General features: G+C 69.1%; 13 protein-coding genes. 4 read left to right on the top strand and 9 right to left on the bottom strand.

Features of this window, described 5'->3' with window-relative positions; genetic code table 11:
- The 4 genes from qcrB to ctaE form a co-directional block, all read right to left on the bottom strand.
- The coding region (qcrB, locus tag ACYVK3_RS13205) for a cytochrome bc1 complex cytochrome b subunit (RefSeq protein ID WP_460497791.1) at window positions 1-1,573 on the bottom strand (1,573 nt) is incomplete at its 3' end.
- Window positions 1,570-2,685 carry a ubiquinol-cytochrome c reductase iron-sulfur subunit gene (qcrA, locus tag ACYVK3_RS13210; protein ID WP_460497792.1) on the bottom strand — a complete coding sequence of 372 codons (1,116 nt, stop codon included), beginning with the start codon at window positions 2,683-2,685 and terminating at the stop codon, window positions 1,570-1,572. The genes qcrB and qcrA, both read right to left, overlap by 4 nt.
- Window positions 2,682-3,491 (bottom strand): c-type cytochrome, encoded by an 810-nt coding sequence (gene qcrC / locus ACYVK3_RS13215; RefSeq protein ID WP_460497793.1) that lies wholly within the window; start codon window positions 3,489-3,491, stop codon window positions 2,682-2,684. Before qcrC ends, qcrA begins: the two co-directional genes overlap by 4 nt.
- A 185-nt stretch (window positions 3,492-3,676) precedes the next feature.
- Window positions 3,677-4,279 carry a cytochrome c oxidase subunit 3 gene (gene ctaE / locus ACYVK3_RS13220; RefSeq protein ID WP_460497794.1) on the bottom strand — a complete coding sequence of 201 codons (603 nt, stop codon included), beginning with the start codon at window positions 4,277-4,279 and terminating at the stop codon, window positions 3,677-3,679.
- A 264-nt stretch (window positions 4,280-4,543) separates the two neighbouring features.
- Here ctaE and ACYVK3_RS13225 point away from each other — a divergent pair, with 264 nt between their 5' ends.
- Complete coding sequence (locus ACYVK3_RS13225) at window positions 4,544-4,903, top strand: hypothetical protein (protein ID WP_460497866.1); 360 nt, start codon at window positions 4,544-4,546, stop codon at window positions 4,901-4,903.
- 22 nt (window positions 4,904-4,925) lie between these two features.
- On the top strand, window positions 4,926-5,987 hold the full coding sequence (trpD, locus tag ACYVK3_RS13230; protein ID WP_460497795.1) for an anthranilate phosphoribosyltransferase: 1,062 nt from the start codon (window positions 4,926-4,928) through the stop codon (window positions 5,985-5,987).
- 116 nt (window positions 5,988-6,103) lie between these two features.
- Here trpD and ACYVK3_RS13235 read toward each other — a convergent pair whose 3' ends face one another.
- The 3 genes from ACYVK3_RS13235 to ACYVK3_RS13245 form a co-directional block, all read right to left on the bottom strand.
- Window positions 6,104-6,886 carry a zinc ribbon domain-containing protein gene (locus ACYVK3_RS13235; protein ID WP_460497796.1) on the bottom strand — a complete coding sequence of 261 codons (783 nt, stop codon included), beginning with the start codon at window positions 6,884-6,886 and terminating at the stop codon, window positions 6,104-6,106.
- Window positions 6,876-7,712, bottom strand: coding sequence for a Nif3-like dinuclear metal center hexameric protein (locus ACYVK3_RS13240; RefSeq protein WP_460497797.1), 837 nt, complete (start codon window positions 7,710-7,712; stop codon window positions 6,876-6,878). Before ACYVK3_RS13240 ends, ACYVK3_RS13235 begins: the two co-directional genes overlap by 11 nt.
- An 86-nt stretch (window positions 7,713-7,798) precedes the next feature.
- Window positions 7,799-9,037: a helix-turn-helix domain-containing protein gene (locus ACYVK3_RS13245; RefSeq protein WP_460497798.1), complete on the bottom strand. Its 1,239-nt coding sequence runs from the start codon at window positions 9,035-9,037 to the stop codon at window positions 7,799-7,801.
- A 509-nt stretch (window positions 9,038-9,546) separates the two neighbouring features.
- Here ACYVK3_RS13245 and ACYVK3_RS13250 point away from each other — a divergent pair.
- On the top strand, window positions 9,547-9,789 hold the full coding sequence (locus ACYVK3_RS13250; protein WP_460497799.1) for a hypothetical protein: 243 nt from the start codon (window positions 9,547-9,549) through the stop codon (window positions 9,787-9,789).
- 25 nt (window positions 9,790-9,814) lie between these two features.
- On the opposite strand, the gene ACYVK3_RS13255 is transcribed toward ACYVK3_RS13250, so the two are convergent.
- Window positions 9,815-10,609, bottom strand: coding sequence for a metallophosphoesterase (locus ACYVK3_RS13255; RefSeq protein WP_460497800.1), 795 nt, complete (start codon window positions 10,607-10,609; stop codon window positions 9,815-9,817).
- 168 nt (window positions 10,610-10,777) lie between these two features.
- Here ACYVK3_RS13255 and ACYVK3_RS13260 point away from each other — a divergent pair, with 168 nt between their 5' ends.
- Complete coding sequence (locus ACYVK3_RS13260; RefSeq protein WP_460497801.1) at window positions 10,778-12,823, top strand: M3 family metallopeptidase; 2,046 nt, start codon at window positions 10,778-10,780, stop codon at window positions 12,821-12,823.
- Window positions 12,824-12,827: 4 nt separating this feature from the next.
- On the opposite strand, the gene ACYVK3_RS13265 is transcribed toward ACYVK3_RS13260, so the two are convergent.
- Window positions 12,828-13,214, bottom strand: a complete 387-nt coding sequence (locus tag ACYVK3_RS13265; RefSeq protein ID WP_460497802.1) for a DUF6188 family protein — start codon at window positions 13,212-13,214, stop codon at window positions 12,828-12,830.
- Between the last annotated feature and the right edge of the window lie 61 nt (window positions 13,215-13,275).

Genomic DNA, 13,275 nt, shown 5'->3' on the forward strand with positions numbered 1-13,275 from the left:
TGCCGGCCTCGATCTCATCGCGTCGCTCGCCGTTCTCGGCGGGCTCCTCGATCGACTTGAAGAAGCCCTTGTCGGTGGGCTCGAGGACCCCGACGCGGTTCAGCTTCTTGGGCACGGTCCAGCCGCCGTACTCCAGCTCGGTGTGGCCGTGCTCGTCCGGCTCGGCCAGCGGCTGGTGCACCTCGTAGAAGCGGCCCTCGGGGTCGCGCATGAGGATGCCCGTCTCCAGGCCGTGCGCCAGGACCTCGCGGTCGTGCTGCTGCAGCCCCAGGCAGATCCGATAGGTCAGGTAGTACAGGGCGATCGGGATGACCACGATGCCGATGCGGCCAGCCCACGTCATCGCGTTCAGGCTGATGTTGAACGTCTCGGCGAAGACGTCGTTGCCGCCGGTGATGACGCCGATGAGCCAGAAGGCCACCACCATGACGCCGAGGCCGGTGCGGGCCGGAACGTCGCGGGGACGCTGCAGGAGGTTGTGATGCGCCCGGTCCTTCTTGAAGCGGCGCTCCAGCAGCGGATAGGCCAGCGGCAGGATGACCGACAGGCCCATGCCGACGACGCCGGGCCAGAACACGGCCGGCAGCGTGAAGTACGGCGGCACCCTGAACTCCCAGGCGGGGAAGAGCCGGATGAGGCCGTCGAGGAACATGACGTAGAAGTCCGGTTGGGAGCCCGAGGACACCACCGACGCTTCGTAGGGCCCGAACAGCCAGACCGGGTTGATCTGGAACAGGCCGGCCATCGCCGCGATCACGCCCCAGATCAGCAGCATGAAACCGGTCTGCTTCATGATGTAGTTCGGGAAGAAGCGGTAGCCGACCACATTGTGCTCGGTGCGCCCCGGTCCGGGCCACTGCGTGTGCTTCTGCGCGAACACCAGCGCCAGGTGCACGGTGACGAGCGCCAGCAGGCCGAGCGGCAGCACGAACACGTGCAGGATGTAGAACAGCGAGATGACCGAGTCGCCCGGGAACGCGCCGCCGAACAGCGCCGCGGAGGCCCACGGGCCGATGAACGGAACCGATTCGGTCATGCCCTCGGCGATCCGCAGACCGGTGCCGGAGAGGCCGTCGTCCGGCAGCGAGTAGCCGGTGAAGCCGTTGAAGAACCCGAGCCAGAACATCACGATGCCGATGACCCAGTTGAGCTCGCGCGGCGCACGGAAGGCGCCGGTGAAGAAGATCCGCAGCATGTGGACCAGGATCGACGCCATGAACAGCAGCGACGCCCAGTGGTGCATCTGGCGCATGATGAGCCCGCCGCGGACCTCGAACGAGAGCTCCAGGGTCGACTCGTAGGCCTTCGACATCCCCACGCCCTGCAGCGGCACGTACGAGCCCTCGTAGGTCACGTGGGCCATGGACGGCTCGAAGAACAGCGCCAGGAAGGTGCCGGTCAACAGCAGCAGGATGAACGAGAACAGCGCGATCTCGCCCAGGAGGAACGACCAGTGGTCCGGGAAGACCTTGTTCATGAGGACCCGGGTGGTCGGTGCGAGCTTGAAGCGGTCGTCGAGCTCTCCGCCCGCCCTCGTCATCAGGCTTTCGCTAGTGCCTTTGCGGCGCTTCACTGTTCATCCTCCTCTGGGAGGGACGGGCGGTTCCAGAACGCCGGCCCTGGGGGCACCAGGAAGTCCGACTTGGCGAAGAAGTAGCCCTCGTCGTCCACGTCCAGCGGCAGCATCGGCAGGTGCCGGGTGGCCGGGCCGAAGATCGGGGCCGCGTTGTCCACCACGTTGAACTGCGACTGGTGGCACGGGCACAGCAGACGCTGCGTCTGCTGCTCGTACAGGCTCGCGGGGCAGCCGACGTGGGTGCAGATCTTGGAGTAGGCGACGAAGTCGCCCCACATGGCGTCGACGTCCTGGTACATCGGGTACATGTTGTCCCGGGCGACCGCCGCGTCCTGCGGACGCAGGCGGATGAGCAGCGTCGGCGCCAGCGCGTGCTCGTTGCTCGCGCCGCCTTCGATGGCCGGGAAGACGGTGATCTGGCCGCCGGTGGAGACCATGTCCGGGCGCACCAGCGCGCCGTCCTTCATCATCAGGCGGACCGGAGTGCCGTCGTTGTACTTGTCGGCGTTCCATCCGGTGACCGTCAGCATGTCGTCGGGGTCCTTGATCAGACCGCCGAGCGGCGCGATGGCGGCCAGGCCCAGCGGGGCCGCGCCGAGCAGGGCGGCCTTCACCAGGAACGGGCGGCGCTTGATGCCGAGGTCGTCGACCAGGTTGTCGACGGTGGACTCGGCGAGGCGGCGGTCGTCGGGCGCGGAGCCGCCGTCGTGGCGGTCCTGGACGAGCTCCTCGATCGGCAGCAGCTTCTTCGCCCAGGTGAGGACACCGAAGGCGAACAGCAGCAGCGACGCACCGAGGGTGACGCCGAGGACCGGCGTGTACCACGTCTCGGGGTCGCCCCAGGTCGCCGCGCCCTCGTACTCCCAGGGCCAGAAGATGTAGGCGACCACGAACAGCGTCGCGAACAGGCCCGCGCCGAGGAACATCGAGGTGACGATGCGCTCCATGCGGCGCTCGACCTTCGTCCCCGGCTTCGGGTAGCGCGGCTCGTAGTGGAGGATCTCGATGCCGTCGCGGCGCAGGCCCTCGCGGTAGACGTCGAAGCGGGAGAGCTTCCGGTCACTCAGGTCCACGGTCTCGGGCCGGTTGTCATCGTTGTGGGCACTCACGATTTACCTGCAATCCAGAGTGTGGCCAGCAGCAGCGAAGTGATGCCGACCAGGAAGATGGCCAGTCCTTCGGTGGAGGGGCCGAATCGACCGAGCGAGAACACACCACCCCGGTCGGCGTCCTCGTTCACGATGTACTGGACGTAGGCGATGATGTCGGCCTTCTGCTCCGGGGTCAGCTCGTTGTCGGCGAAGACCGGCATGTTCTGCGGACCGGTGAGCATCGCCTGGTAGATCTCCTCATCGCTGACGTCGGCCAAGTTGGGGGCGTGCGCGCCCGAGGAGAGCGCCCCGCCGCCGCCGGCGTAGCCGTGGCACGACGAGCAGTTGACGCGGTACAGGTCGCCGCCCTCGGCAACGTCGGCGTTCTCCACGAGCGACTGGAGGTCGTGCGGCACCGCCGAGCCGCCGCCGAGGTACTCGATGTAGGCGCCGATCCACTCGGCCTCCTCCTCTGAGAACGTCGGCTCGCCGGCGGGCGCCTGGACGCCCTGCGTGGCCAGCGGCATGCGGCCGGTGTTGATCTGGAATTCGACGGCGGCCGATCCGATGCCGATGAGGCTCGGGCCGCGGCCTTCGATGCCCTCCCCGTTCTCGCCATGGCAGCTGATGCAGCTCGTGTCGTAGAGCTCCTCGCCCTTGACGACCTCGGAGTCGATGGCGTTGGCGTCGTCGGTCTCCTGGGCGTACAAGCTCGGTGAGAACACCGAGTAGAGCCCGCCGACGATGACCAACGCGCCGGTGAACCTGGCCAGCGCGCCGAGGCGCTTGCGCCAGCCTCGCCGGCGTTTCGCTGATGCAGCCACGGTTGTTGCCTCACCTTTATCTAGCTCTCAGACCGGTGGCGAGCTGTGGGGCCCACCTGCCGGCCGGGCGACCGTCTCCGGGGGGACGGTCGTCGCCTTTCTCGGATAATCGGCCGCGGCGCGGGGCCTGGGCCTGGACTGTACTGCGGCCGAACGCGACGCTCATCGCCTTCGACCCGGCTCGGTCACTGGAGGAAGTAGATCATCGCGAACAGTGCGATCCACACCACGTCGACGAAGTGCCAGTAGTAGGACACCACGATGGACGCGGTGGCCTGCGCGGGACTGAACCGCCCCATCGTCGTGCGGATGAGGAAGATGACGAACGCGACCAGGCCGCCGGCCACGTGCAGACCGTGGAAGCCCGTGGTCAGGTAGAACATCGACCAGTAGCCGTCGGAGGCGATGGTGTAGCCCTCGAGCACGAGCTGCCGGTACTCGTTGACCTGGCCGAGCACGAAGATGAGCCCCATGACGAAGGTGATCGCGAACCAGCGCCTGAGCGCGTAGACGTCGCCCTTCTCGGCGGCGAAGACGCCCATCTGGCAGGTGACCGACGAGGCCACCAGGATCACGGTGAAGAAGAGGGCGTACGGCACGTTGAGGTGCCCGGTCGCCTCGGTCCACAGCCCCGGGTCCGCGGCGCGGATGGAGAAGTACATCGCGAACAGGCCCGCAAAGAACATGAGTTCGCTGCTCAACCACACGATGGTGCCGACACTGACGACGTTGGGCCGCGACAGTGAGTGGATTCGGCTGGGGTCGATAGTTGCTTCGGCGGCAGTCACGCGCACATTATTACGGTTGTGCGGTCGCTACCTCTGCATGGGGTGTGTTTTTCGCGCGTGTCCCTCGACGGTAGGCTCCCGGCCTCGGCTCATCGACTCCGCAGGTCACCCGCCGTTCGACCAATGTGGGCGCACCGATGCGCGGAAGTGGCCGCGCCGCTCTTCCCATTTGAGTGTGGCCGGTTTAATATGCGAGGCGTGAGTACCTCAACGACTGAGTACGCAGTGCTGCTCTACAGTCATCAGCCGTCCGTGATCGAGCAGATGCGATCCGCGATCGGAGACGAGCCCGCCGAAGGCGTCAGGATCGAGTACGCCGTGGCCGGCGACTACGACGATGCCGTGGCTCTCATCGACCAGTACGAGATCGATCTGGTCCTGCTCGACGGCGAGGCGCAGCCCGCCGGCGGCATGGGCATCGCCCGCCAGCTGCGCGACGAGTTCGACGAGCCCCCGACGCTCGCGGTGGTGGTCGCGCGCGCGGCCGACCGGTGGCTGGCGGCGTGGTCGCGGGCCGACGCCGTGTTGACCCACCCGCTCAACCCCGTGACCACCGGGGAGACGGTTGTAGACTTGCTGGTCAACCGCCGCTCGGCGGGAGTGCCCGCCCAGCGGGCCGCCTGAGTCGACCGTCTCTGGAGCCCTCATGACTGACACAACCTGGCCCGATGTCCTCTCGCGCCTGTCCGGCGGCGGCCATCTCGACGAGGCCAGCGCCGACTGGGCGATGGCACAGATCATGGCCGGCAACGCCGATCCGGCGCAGCTGGCGGCGTTCGCGGTGCTGTTGCGCTCAAAGGGCGAGACGGCTCAGGAGATCGCGGCGATCGCCGGCCGGATGCTCGCGGAGACGACGCGCATCGACCTGTCGGACCTCGGTGTGGCGGTCGACATCGTCGGCACCGGCGGCGACGGCTCGAACAGCGTCAACATCTCGACGATGGCGGCGATCATCGTGGCCGCCGCCGGCGTGCCGGTGATCAAGCACGGCAACCGCTCGGCCTCCTCCTCGGTCGGCTCGGCCGACCTGCTGGAGGCGCTCGGCGTGGACCTGGAGGCCTCGGCCACCCGGGTCGAGGCGTCGGTCCGCGAGGTCGGCATCGGTTTCTGCTTCGCGAAGTCGTTCCACCCGGGCATGCGCCACGCCGGTCCCGTCCGGGCCGCGCTCGGCATCCCGACGGTGTTCAACGTGCTCGGGCCGCTGACGAATCCGGGCCAGCCGAAGTCCGGCCTCATCGGCTGCGCGGACCCGCGGATGGCGCCGCTGATGGCGCAGGTGTTCGCGGAGCGGGGCGCGTCGGTGTTCGTCGTCCGCGGCGACGACGGCCTGGACGAGATCTCGACCTCGTCGACGACCACCGAATGGGTGGTCTCGGGCGGCAGGGTCACCGAGGGCAGCATCGACGCCGAGGAGTTCGGTCTGGTCAAGGCCGGCCCCGAGGCGCTGCGCGGCGGGGATCTGGATTTCAACACGAACGTCGCGCGCGAGGTGTTCGCCGGCAAGGGCGGATCGGTGCGCGACGCCGTGCTCATCAACGCCGCGGCGGCCCTGGCCTCGCGCGAGGGCCTGGTCAACGACGTCGACCTGCACGATGTGGCCCGCCGGCGGGCGATGCTCGAGGCCGGGTTGAAGAGGGCCGCGAAGGCGGTCGACGAGGGCGCGGCCATGGCGCTCGTGGAGCGCTGGGCCGAGTTCAGCAAGTCTTGAATTCCCTTCCGCCCTGAAGCGAAGGGCGGAGCGCGCTGGTAGAGCACCGGTGGTGAAGCGACGGGAAAGGGGCGGACCGAGCGGTCCGCCCCTTTCCCGTCGTCCGGGTGCATCGCCTACGTGTACTTCCTGAGCTCCTCCTCGGAGGCGCTGGTCTTCGGTCCGTTCGAGGGCAGCTCGGTGCGGATGAGGACGGCACCGCACTCCTCGCAGCGCAGGACCTCGTCGATGGCGGCGGCGCGGATGGGCGCCATGTCGGCCGGGGGCTTCTCGATGCGGCAGGAGCCGCAGCGGCGCCCGACGAGTTCGGCGGCGGCGATCGGCTGGCGGGCGTGGATGCTCTCGTAGAGCTCGACGAGCCTGCCGGGGATCGAGGAGGTCAGCGTGATGCGGTCGGCCCCCGCGGTGTCGGCCTCGGCCTCGATCTCGGCGAGGGCGCCCGCGCGCGCGGCCTCGGCGGCGTCGAGGGCGTTCTGGGCCTCGGTGGTCTGGCGGCGGGTGGCCTCGAGTTCGGATTCGAGCGCTTCGCGGCGCTCCATGAACTCGAGCTCGTCGTCTTCGAGGGTGCCTTGGCGGCGGGCGAGCGATTGGAGTTCGCTCTGGAGTCCCTCGAGTTCCTTCGCGCTGGCCGCGCCGGAGGCCATGCGCTCGCGGTCGGCGGCGGCGCGCTTGGTGACGAGGTCGACCTCCTGCTCGATGCGTTTGATGTCGCGGTCGAGGTCGGCGATGTCGGCGGTGAGCGCGGCGGCGCGATCGGTCAGGGCCTGGACGCGCCGCCGGGCGTCGGCGACGGTGGTGTCGGCATCGAGTTTTCGGCGCCGCTGCTGGAGCTGGCTGAGGGTGGTGTCGACGGCTTGCAGGTCGAGCAGTCGGCGCTGATCGAACAGGTCAGCTTTCAACTCGGTTTCCCCCAGAATTGTGATGGATCGTCCACGGATCGGTGTCGATGTCGGAGACGGTGACGTCGTCCACGACACCGGACAGCTGTTGTGCAACAGTATCGAGCCACGGCCGCTCCGTCGCCCAGTGGGCGGCGTCGATGAGCGCCGGGCCGCCGCGGGCCTGGTGCTCGCTGACGGGGTGGTGCCTGAGGTCCGCGGTGAGATAGGCGTCCGCGCCGGCGGCGGCCGCGTCGGCCAGGTAGGAGTCGCCGGCGCCGCCTGAGACGGCGACGGTGCTGATGAGCGAGCCGCTCAGCCCGGCCGCGCGCAGCCCCCAGACGGTGGGCGGCAGGGCTGTGGCGGCGCGCTCGACGAAGCGGTCGAGGTCCATGGGCGTGGGCAGGCGTCCGACTCGGCCGATGCCGCGGCCGGAGCCGTCGTGTCCGGCGCCGACGAGCGGGCGCAGGGGTTTGAGGTCGATCAGACCGAGTCGGTAGGCCAGCGCGTCGGAGACGCCGGGGTTGGCGACGTCGGCATTGGTGTGCGCGACGTAGAGGCCGATGTTGCGTTCGATGAGGGTGTGGACGAGGTCGCCCTTGTAGTCGGCGGCGGGGTCGAGGCTGGAGACGCCGCGCAGCAGGAGGGGATGGTGGGCCACGATGAGGTCGCAGCCGCCGTCGAGCGCTTCGATGACGGTCTCGGGGACGACGTCGACGACGCACAGGACGCGCCTGACGGTGAGGTCGCCACGCCCGCAGACGAGACCGACGCGGTCCCAGTCCTCCGCCCAGTGGCGTGGATAGATCTCGTCCAGTGCTGCGATCACCTCGCTGAGCATGCGCATGGTTTCGAGTCTATTGATGGGCGGACGGGCCCGGGGACGGGCGTGCCCCGGAACCGGCAGCCGGGTTCCGGGGCACCGATCGGTCGCTATGCCAGGGCACCGACCTGTTCGGCCAGCCGTCGCACCTCGGCCGCCGGTTCGCCCTTGGTGCGATGCAGGATCTGGTCGATGAGTTCGACGGCGATCGGGCGGCAGCGGATCTCGGCCGGCGCGGTGCGTTCGGCCGTGGCCAGTGCCTTGCCGGCGCGGTCGATGTCGCCGACCTGGATGCAGGCGCGCGCCATGTCGAGGTAGTGGTGCGCGCGCCGTTCGGCGACGAGGTCGCCCAGGGCGGCGCGGTCGATGCCGTCGTGGACGGCGAGGGCGTCGGCGCCCTCGCCGAGTTCGACGAGCGCGGCGGCGCGGTGCAGCAGGACGTTGGTCGGGCCGAAGGAGGTGTAGTAGTGGTTGGCGTCGCGGCCGAGGATCGAGGCCGCGCGGTCGGCGCTGTCGAGCAGGTCGGCGCTGGTGGCGCTTTCTCCGGCGAGGGCGGCGGCCATGGCGCCTTGGAGCAGGAGGGCGCCGTAGACGCTGATGGCCTCCGGGCCGGCGGATTCGCCCCCGGTGTCGCTGATGAGACCGTGGGCGACTTGCACGTTGAGGTCGAGCGCGGCCTGGTAGCGGCCGAGTGATCGGAGCGCGTTGGCGACCCGCGTGGTGGCGATGCCGGCCAGGAGCGGGTCGTTGCCGCGCTGGGCGGCGCTGATCGCGCGGTCGGCGGCGAGCCAGGCGAGCTGTGGTTCGCCGAGCTTGCGCAGGACCGTGGAGGCGATCTGGTAGACCTGGGTCATGAGTTCGGCGGCGTCGGCGCTGGTGCCGTCGACGGGATTCTCCTCGGCGACCGGTGTGTCGCGCAGGAGACGAATGAGCGAGCGCGCGACGACCGGGTAGTGGCCCTTCTCGAAGGCGAGCCAGGCATAGCTGACCGCGCCGCGCAGTTCGGGTATGGGTATCGGGTCGATCGGGGCCGCTTCGAGGAAGCGCCCGAGTCGTTCGTAGCGTTCGAGGGATTGGCGGATGGACTCGACCTCGACTTGGTCGAGGCAGCCGCCGAGCCCGGGGCGGCGTTTGGGTTCACGGCCGAGCAGTTGCCCGGCGTCGATGCTCAGTGCTTCGGCGAGCTCGGTGATGACCGAGTATTTGTCGAGGCGTCTGACGCCTCGCTCGATCTTGTCGACCCAGCTCTTGGACTTGCCGATGCGATCGGCGAATACCTGTTGCGACATGCCGCGGCGTTGGCGCCAATACGCCACTCGCCGCCCCACGGGTTGAGTTACGGACTCCATCAGACCCCACCGTCCTTATAGGAGTTAATCGTATTCATCGGGACTTCGAATTGCAGTGCGTTATGCAATTGGTCTTATGTAGTTGGTCTTATGTAGTTGGCCCTGTTCGGTCGGACTTGTGCGATCGGCGTTCTGTCGTCGGTCGTATCTCAATGGCCTCGTGCGGTTGTCGGCGGCGGCCGCTTCCGCGACCAGACGGTCGCGGCCGCCGCCGGCCGGGGGCGCTTCGTCGCGGCGGTCAGAAGTTCGTCGTCTCACCCGCACGTGCCGCGGTCCGTCCTCGCTGGAGCGAGGCGGGAAGCCGTTCCCCGACAGGTATGTATCTACAGGTTTTCGCCTCCCCGCACAACGGCCCTGAGCGGCCGTTGTGACGCTCCGCGCGAAGTCCCTCACAGCATTTCCCCTTCCGCTGGGAACTAAAGTCCGATATGACGGCTTTGCGACCCTCGAAGGTTGGAAATCTGCACATGCAGCGTGCCTCTTCACAAGCCAGATTCGTTGTGTCGGATATGAGACACAACAGAGTTCTCCAGCGGCAACGGCACCGACACGCCTTCCGGAACGCCTTCGCGGGCGCCGCGCTCGCCACCGGTGCCGCCGCCGCGCTCGGGTACCTCATCGCGCTCTCGACGCTCGCGGGATGGGCCGCGCTCGGCATCGCCGCCGCGGTCGCACTGGTCATGCGGATCGGGTCGAGTCAGACCCGCGGCGCCATTCCGCCGGTCGCCGGATTCCCTCGTCCGCGGCGGTGAACGGCGGCGCGCCGGCGCGATCCGGTCAACGCAATCGGACGACCAGGCAACGGCCGCCCTGATAAACTCCACCATCCACATTGAGCACCAGATCGTCGCAGTAGCGCCTCGCCTCGGTGACCTCGCCGGGCTCCAGTTCGGTGGTGTCGGGGATGGTCGAGTGGCCGTGGACGAGCTCCTCGCCGCCGAACGCGCGCAGCATGCCGCGCACGCGTGACGGCCCGTCCTCGCCCATGAACTCGTGGCGTCGGGTCAGCTCCCGGAACAGCTGCCACCACTCCTCGGGCTCGTCCGAGGCGAACACCGCCCGAACGGCCGCGTTCACCGCCTCCTCGCTGCGCCCGTACGCCAGGTAGGACTCCGTGTCGGCGTGGACCAGCAGGGAGCGGTCGGCCAGGTGGACCACCCGCCGCGACTCGAGCCAGCCGATCTCGTCGTCGTTCAGCGCCTCCAGCTCATCCTCGAAGCCGCCGTTGAGGACCCACCAGTGCAGGAACTGCCGTTCCTGCCCGTCCACGTCGCTGAAGCGATGGGCGCCGAAGCGCTTGGAGCCGAGCATGAGGACCTCATGGTTGCCGATGAGCGTGTCGACGATCCCGCCCTCGGCCGTGGCCTGCCCGGCGAGCCGGCGCAGCAGCCGCACCACCGACACGCCCCGCTCGCCGCGGTCGAACAGGTCCCCGAGGATCCACAGCCGCGCGTCGCCGCCGGTCCAGGCGTCGTCCTCGTCGACCAGTCCGCGTCCGCGCAGCGCCTCGACGAGGGCATCGTAATGGCCGTGGATGTCACTGGCCACGAACAGCGGACTCGATTCAGACATGGCCCCGATATTAATCCCGTGCGGCCGCTTTCGGTGAAGTTGTATGCCGTCGAATCCGGCCCGACGCCCGACAAGCCGGTTGCCGCGCGGCTAGCGGCGGCATTAGGATTCGGCCACCGCCAGGCCACAGCGCGCACGGCTCGCCAGCACCGTCGAGAGGGAACCTCCGTGACCGACCATCCGTTTCTGACCGTCTCCGACCTGCCCTACCACCTGCCGCCGTTCGAGGACATCGCCGTCGAACACTATCGGCCCGCGTTCGAGACCGGCATGGCCGAAGAACTGCTGGCCGTCCAGGCGATCACCGCCGAGACCGCCGAACCGACCTTCGAGAACACCATCGTCGCCCTCGAACGCGCCGGCAACGGCATCCTCGCGCGCGTCAGCCGCGTGTTCTACAACAAGAACACGTCCGACACCGACGCCGAGCTCCAGGCCATCGAGACGGAGATGAGCCCCAGACTCGCCGAGCACCGCGACAAGATCCTGCTCGACGCCGCGCTGTTCGCCCGCGTCGACGACCTGTGGCGGCGGCGCGGGGATCTCGGCCTCGACGAGCAGGACGAGCGCCTCCTCGAGCGCTACCACACCGAGTTCGTGCGCGGCGGCGCCGCACTCGACGAGGCCGGCAAGGCACGGCTGTCCCAGATCAACGCCGAGCTCGCCGAGTTGTCGGCCAAGTACAACCAGCAGGTCCTCGCCGACATCAACGCCGCGGCCGTCCACGTCACCGACCGCGACGAGCTCGACGGGCTCGGCGAGGAGACCGTGGGGGCCGCCGAAGCGGCCGCCGCCGATCGCGACCTCGACGGCTACCTGATCACCCAGGAGCTCTTCAGCAACCCCTCCCAGCTGGAGCACCTCACCGACCGCGGCCTGCGCGAGCGGCTGTGGCGGGCCTCGACCTCCCGCGGCGCCGCCAACGCGCCCACGGTGCTCGCCATGGCGCGACTGCGCGCCGAGCGGGCCCGGCTGCTCGGCTTCGAGCACCACGCCGACTACGTCGCCGCTGACCAGACCGCCGGCGACGCCGCGATCATCGCCGAGCGCCTCTCGTCCCTCGCCGCGGCCTCGGTGCGCAACGCCCGCGCCGAGGCCGCCGAGCTCCAACAGGTCATCGACGCCGAGGGCGGCGGCTTCAAGCTCGCCGCCTGGGACTGGTCCTACTACGCCGGCAAGGTCCGCCAGGCCAAGTACGGCTTCGACGCCGACGCGCTCCAGCCGTACCTCGAACTCGACCGGGTCCTGTTCGACGGCGTCTTCTTCGCCGCCGAGCAGGAGTTCGGCCTGACCTTCACCGAACGCGAGGACCTCGTCGGCTACCACCCCGACGTGCGCGTCTTCGAGGTGTTCGACGCGGACGGCGAGGCCCTCGGCCTGTTCTTGGCCGACTTCTTCACCCGCGACTCCAAGAAGGGCGGGGCGTGGATGAACGCCCTCGTCGTCCAGTCGCGGCTGACCGGCCACAAGCCGGTGGTGGTGAACAACCTCAACATCGTGGGGCCCTCCAAGGGCCAGCCCGCGCTGGTCACCGTCGACAACGTGCGCACGATGTTCCACGAGTTCGGGCACGCCGTCCACGGCCTGCTCTCGGACTGCCGGTACCCGAAGACGTCGATGACGTCCACACCGAGGGACTTCGTCGAATACCCCTCGCAGGTCAACGAGATGTGGATCCGCTGGCCCGAGGTCGTGGCGAACTACGCCCGCCACCACGTCACCGGCGAGGCCGCGCCCGCCGAGCTGCTGGAGCAGTGGGAGGCGTCGGGCAAGTTCGGCGAGGGCTTCGCCTCGACCGAGTACCTCGCGGCGGCGATCCTGGACCAGGCCTGGCACCGCCTCGCCCCCGAGGACGTCCCTGAGCCCGGCGACGACCCGGCCGCGGCCGTGGAGGCATTCGAGCGCGCGGCGCTGGAGGAGGCCGGCATCGCGATGGACGAGATCGCCCCGCGGTACCGCACGGGCTACTTCGCGCACATCTTCGCCGGCGGCTACTCGGCCGGGTACTACTCCTACATCTGGTCGGAGATCCTCGACGCCGACACCGTGGAGTGGTTCAAAGACCGCGGCGGACTGAGCCGCGAGAACGGCGACCACTTCAGGAGGCACCTGCTCAGCAAGGGCGGATCGATCGACCCGATGGAGTCCTACCGCCGCTTCCGCGGTCGGGACGCCGAGATCGAGCCCCTGCTCGAACGCCGCGGCCTGAAATAGCGGCTCAGGCGGCCCTCGTCGCCGTCTGCACCGAGACCACCCCGCCGGGCATGCACGTGATCCGCTGCCCGGCGGGCCCGTCCACGTGCCAGGCCTCCCGGGCGTCGGACGGCGGCGCGAGCAGCTGCGAGCCGTCCTCGAACTCGATGCGCAGCTCCCCCGGCGCCTCGATCACGGCCTCGTCGACGATGAGGCCCGACAGCTCGGACGAGACCGACTTGGGCGCCGCCCGGTCACCGCCGGAGAACGTGAAGCGGTCGCCGTCGGCGCGCGCCACCGTCACCTCCGCGTCGGAGGAGAAGACCCAGCCGCCGCCGGTGTGGAGCGAGACCGGAACCTTCCAGGAGACCTCATTGACCACTTGGTCCTTCAGCTCTACGATTTGCAGCACGGTTCCACCCCTGACGTCGCTAGCGGTTGTCCACCAGGGGATGCCCACCTCGCCGCGCGGC

It is taken from the genome of Glycomyces tarimensis, from assembly GCF_054776215.1.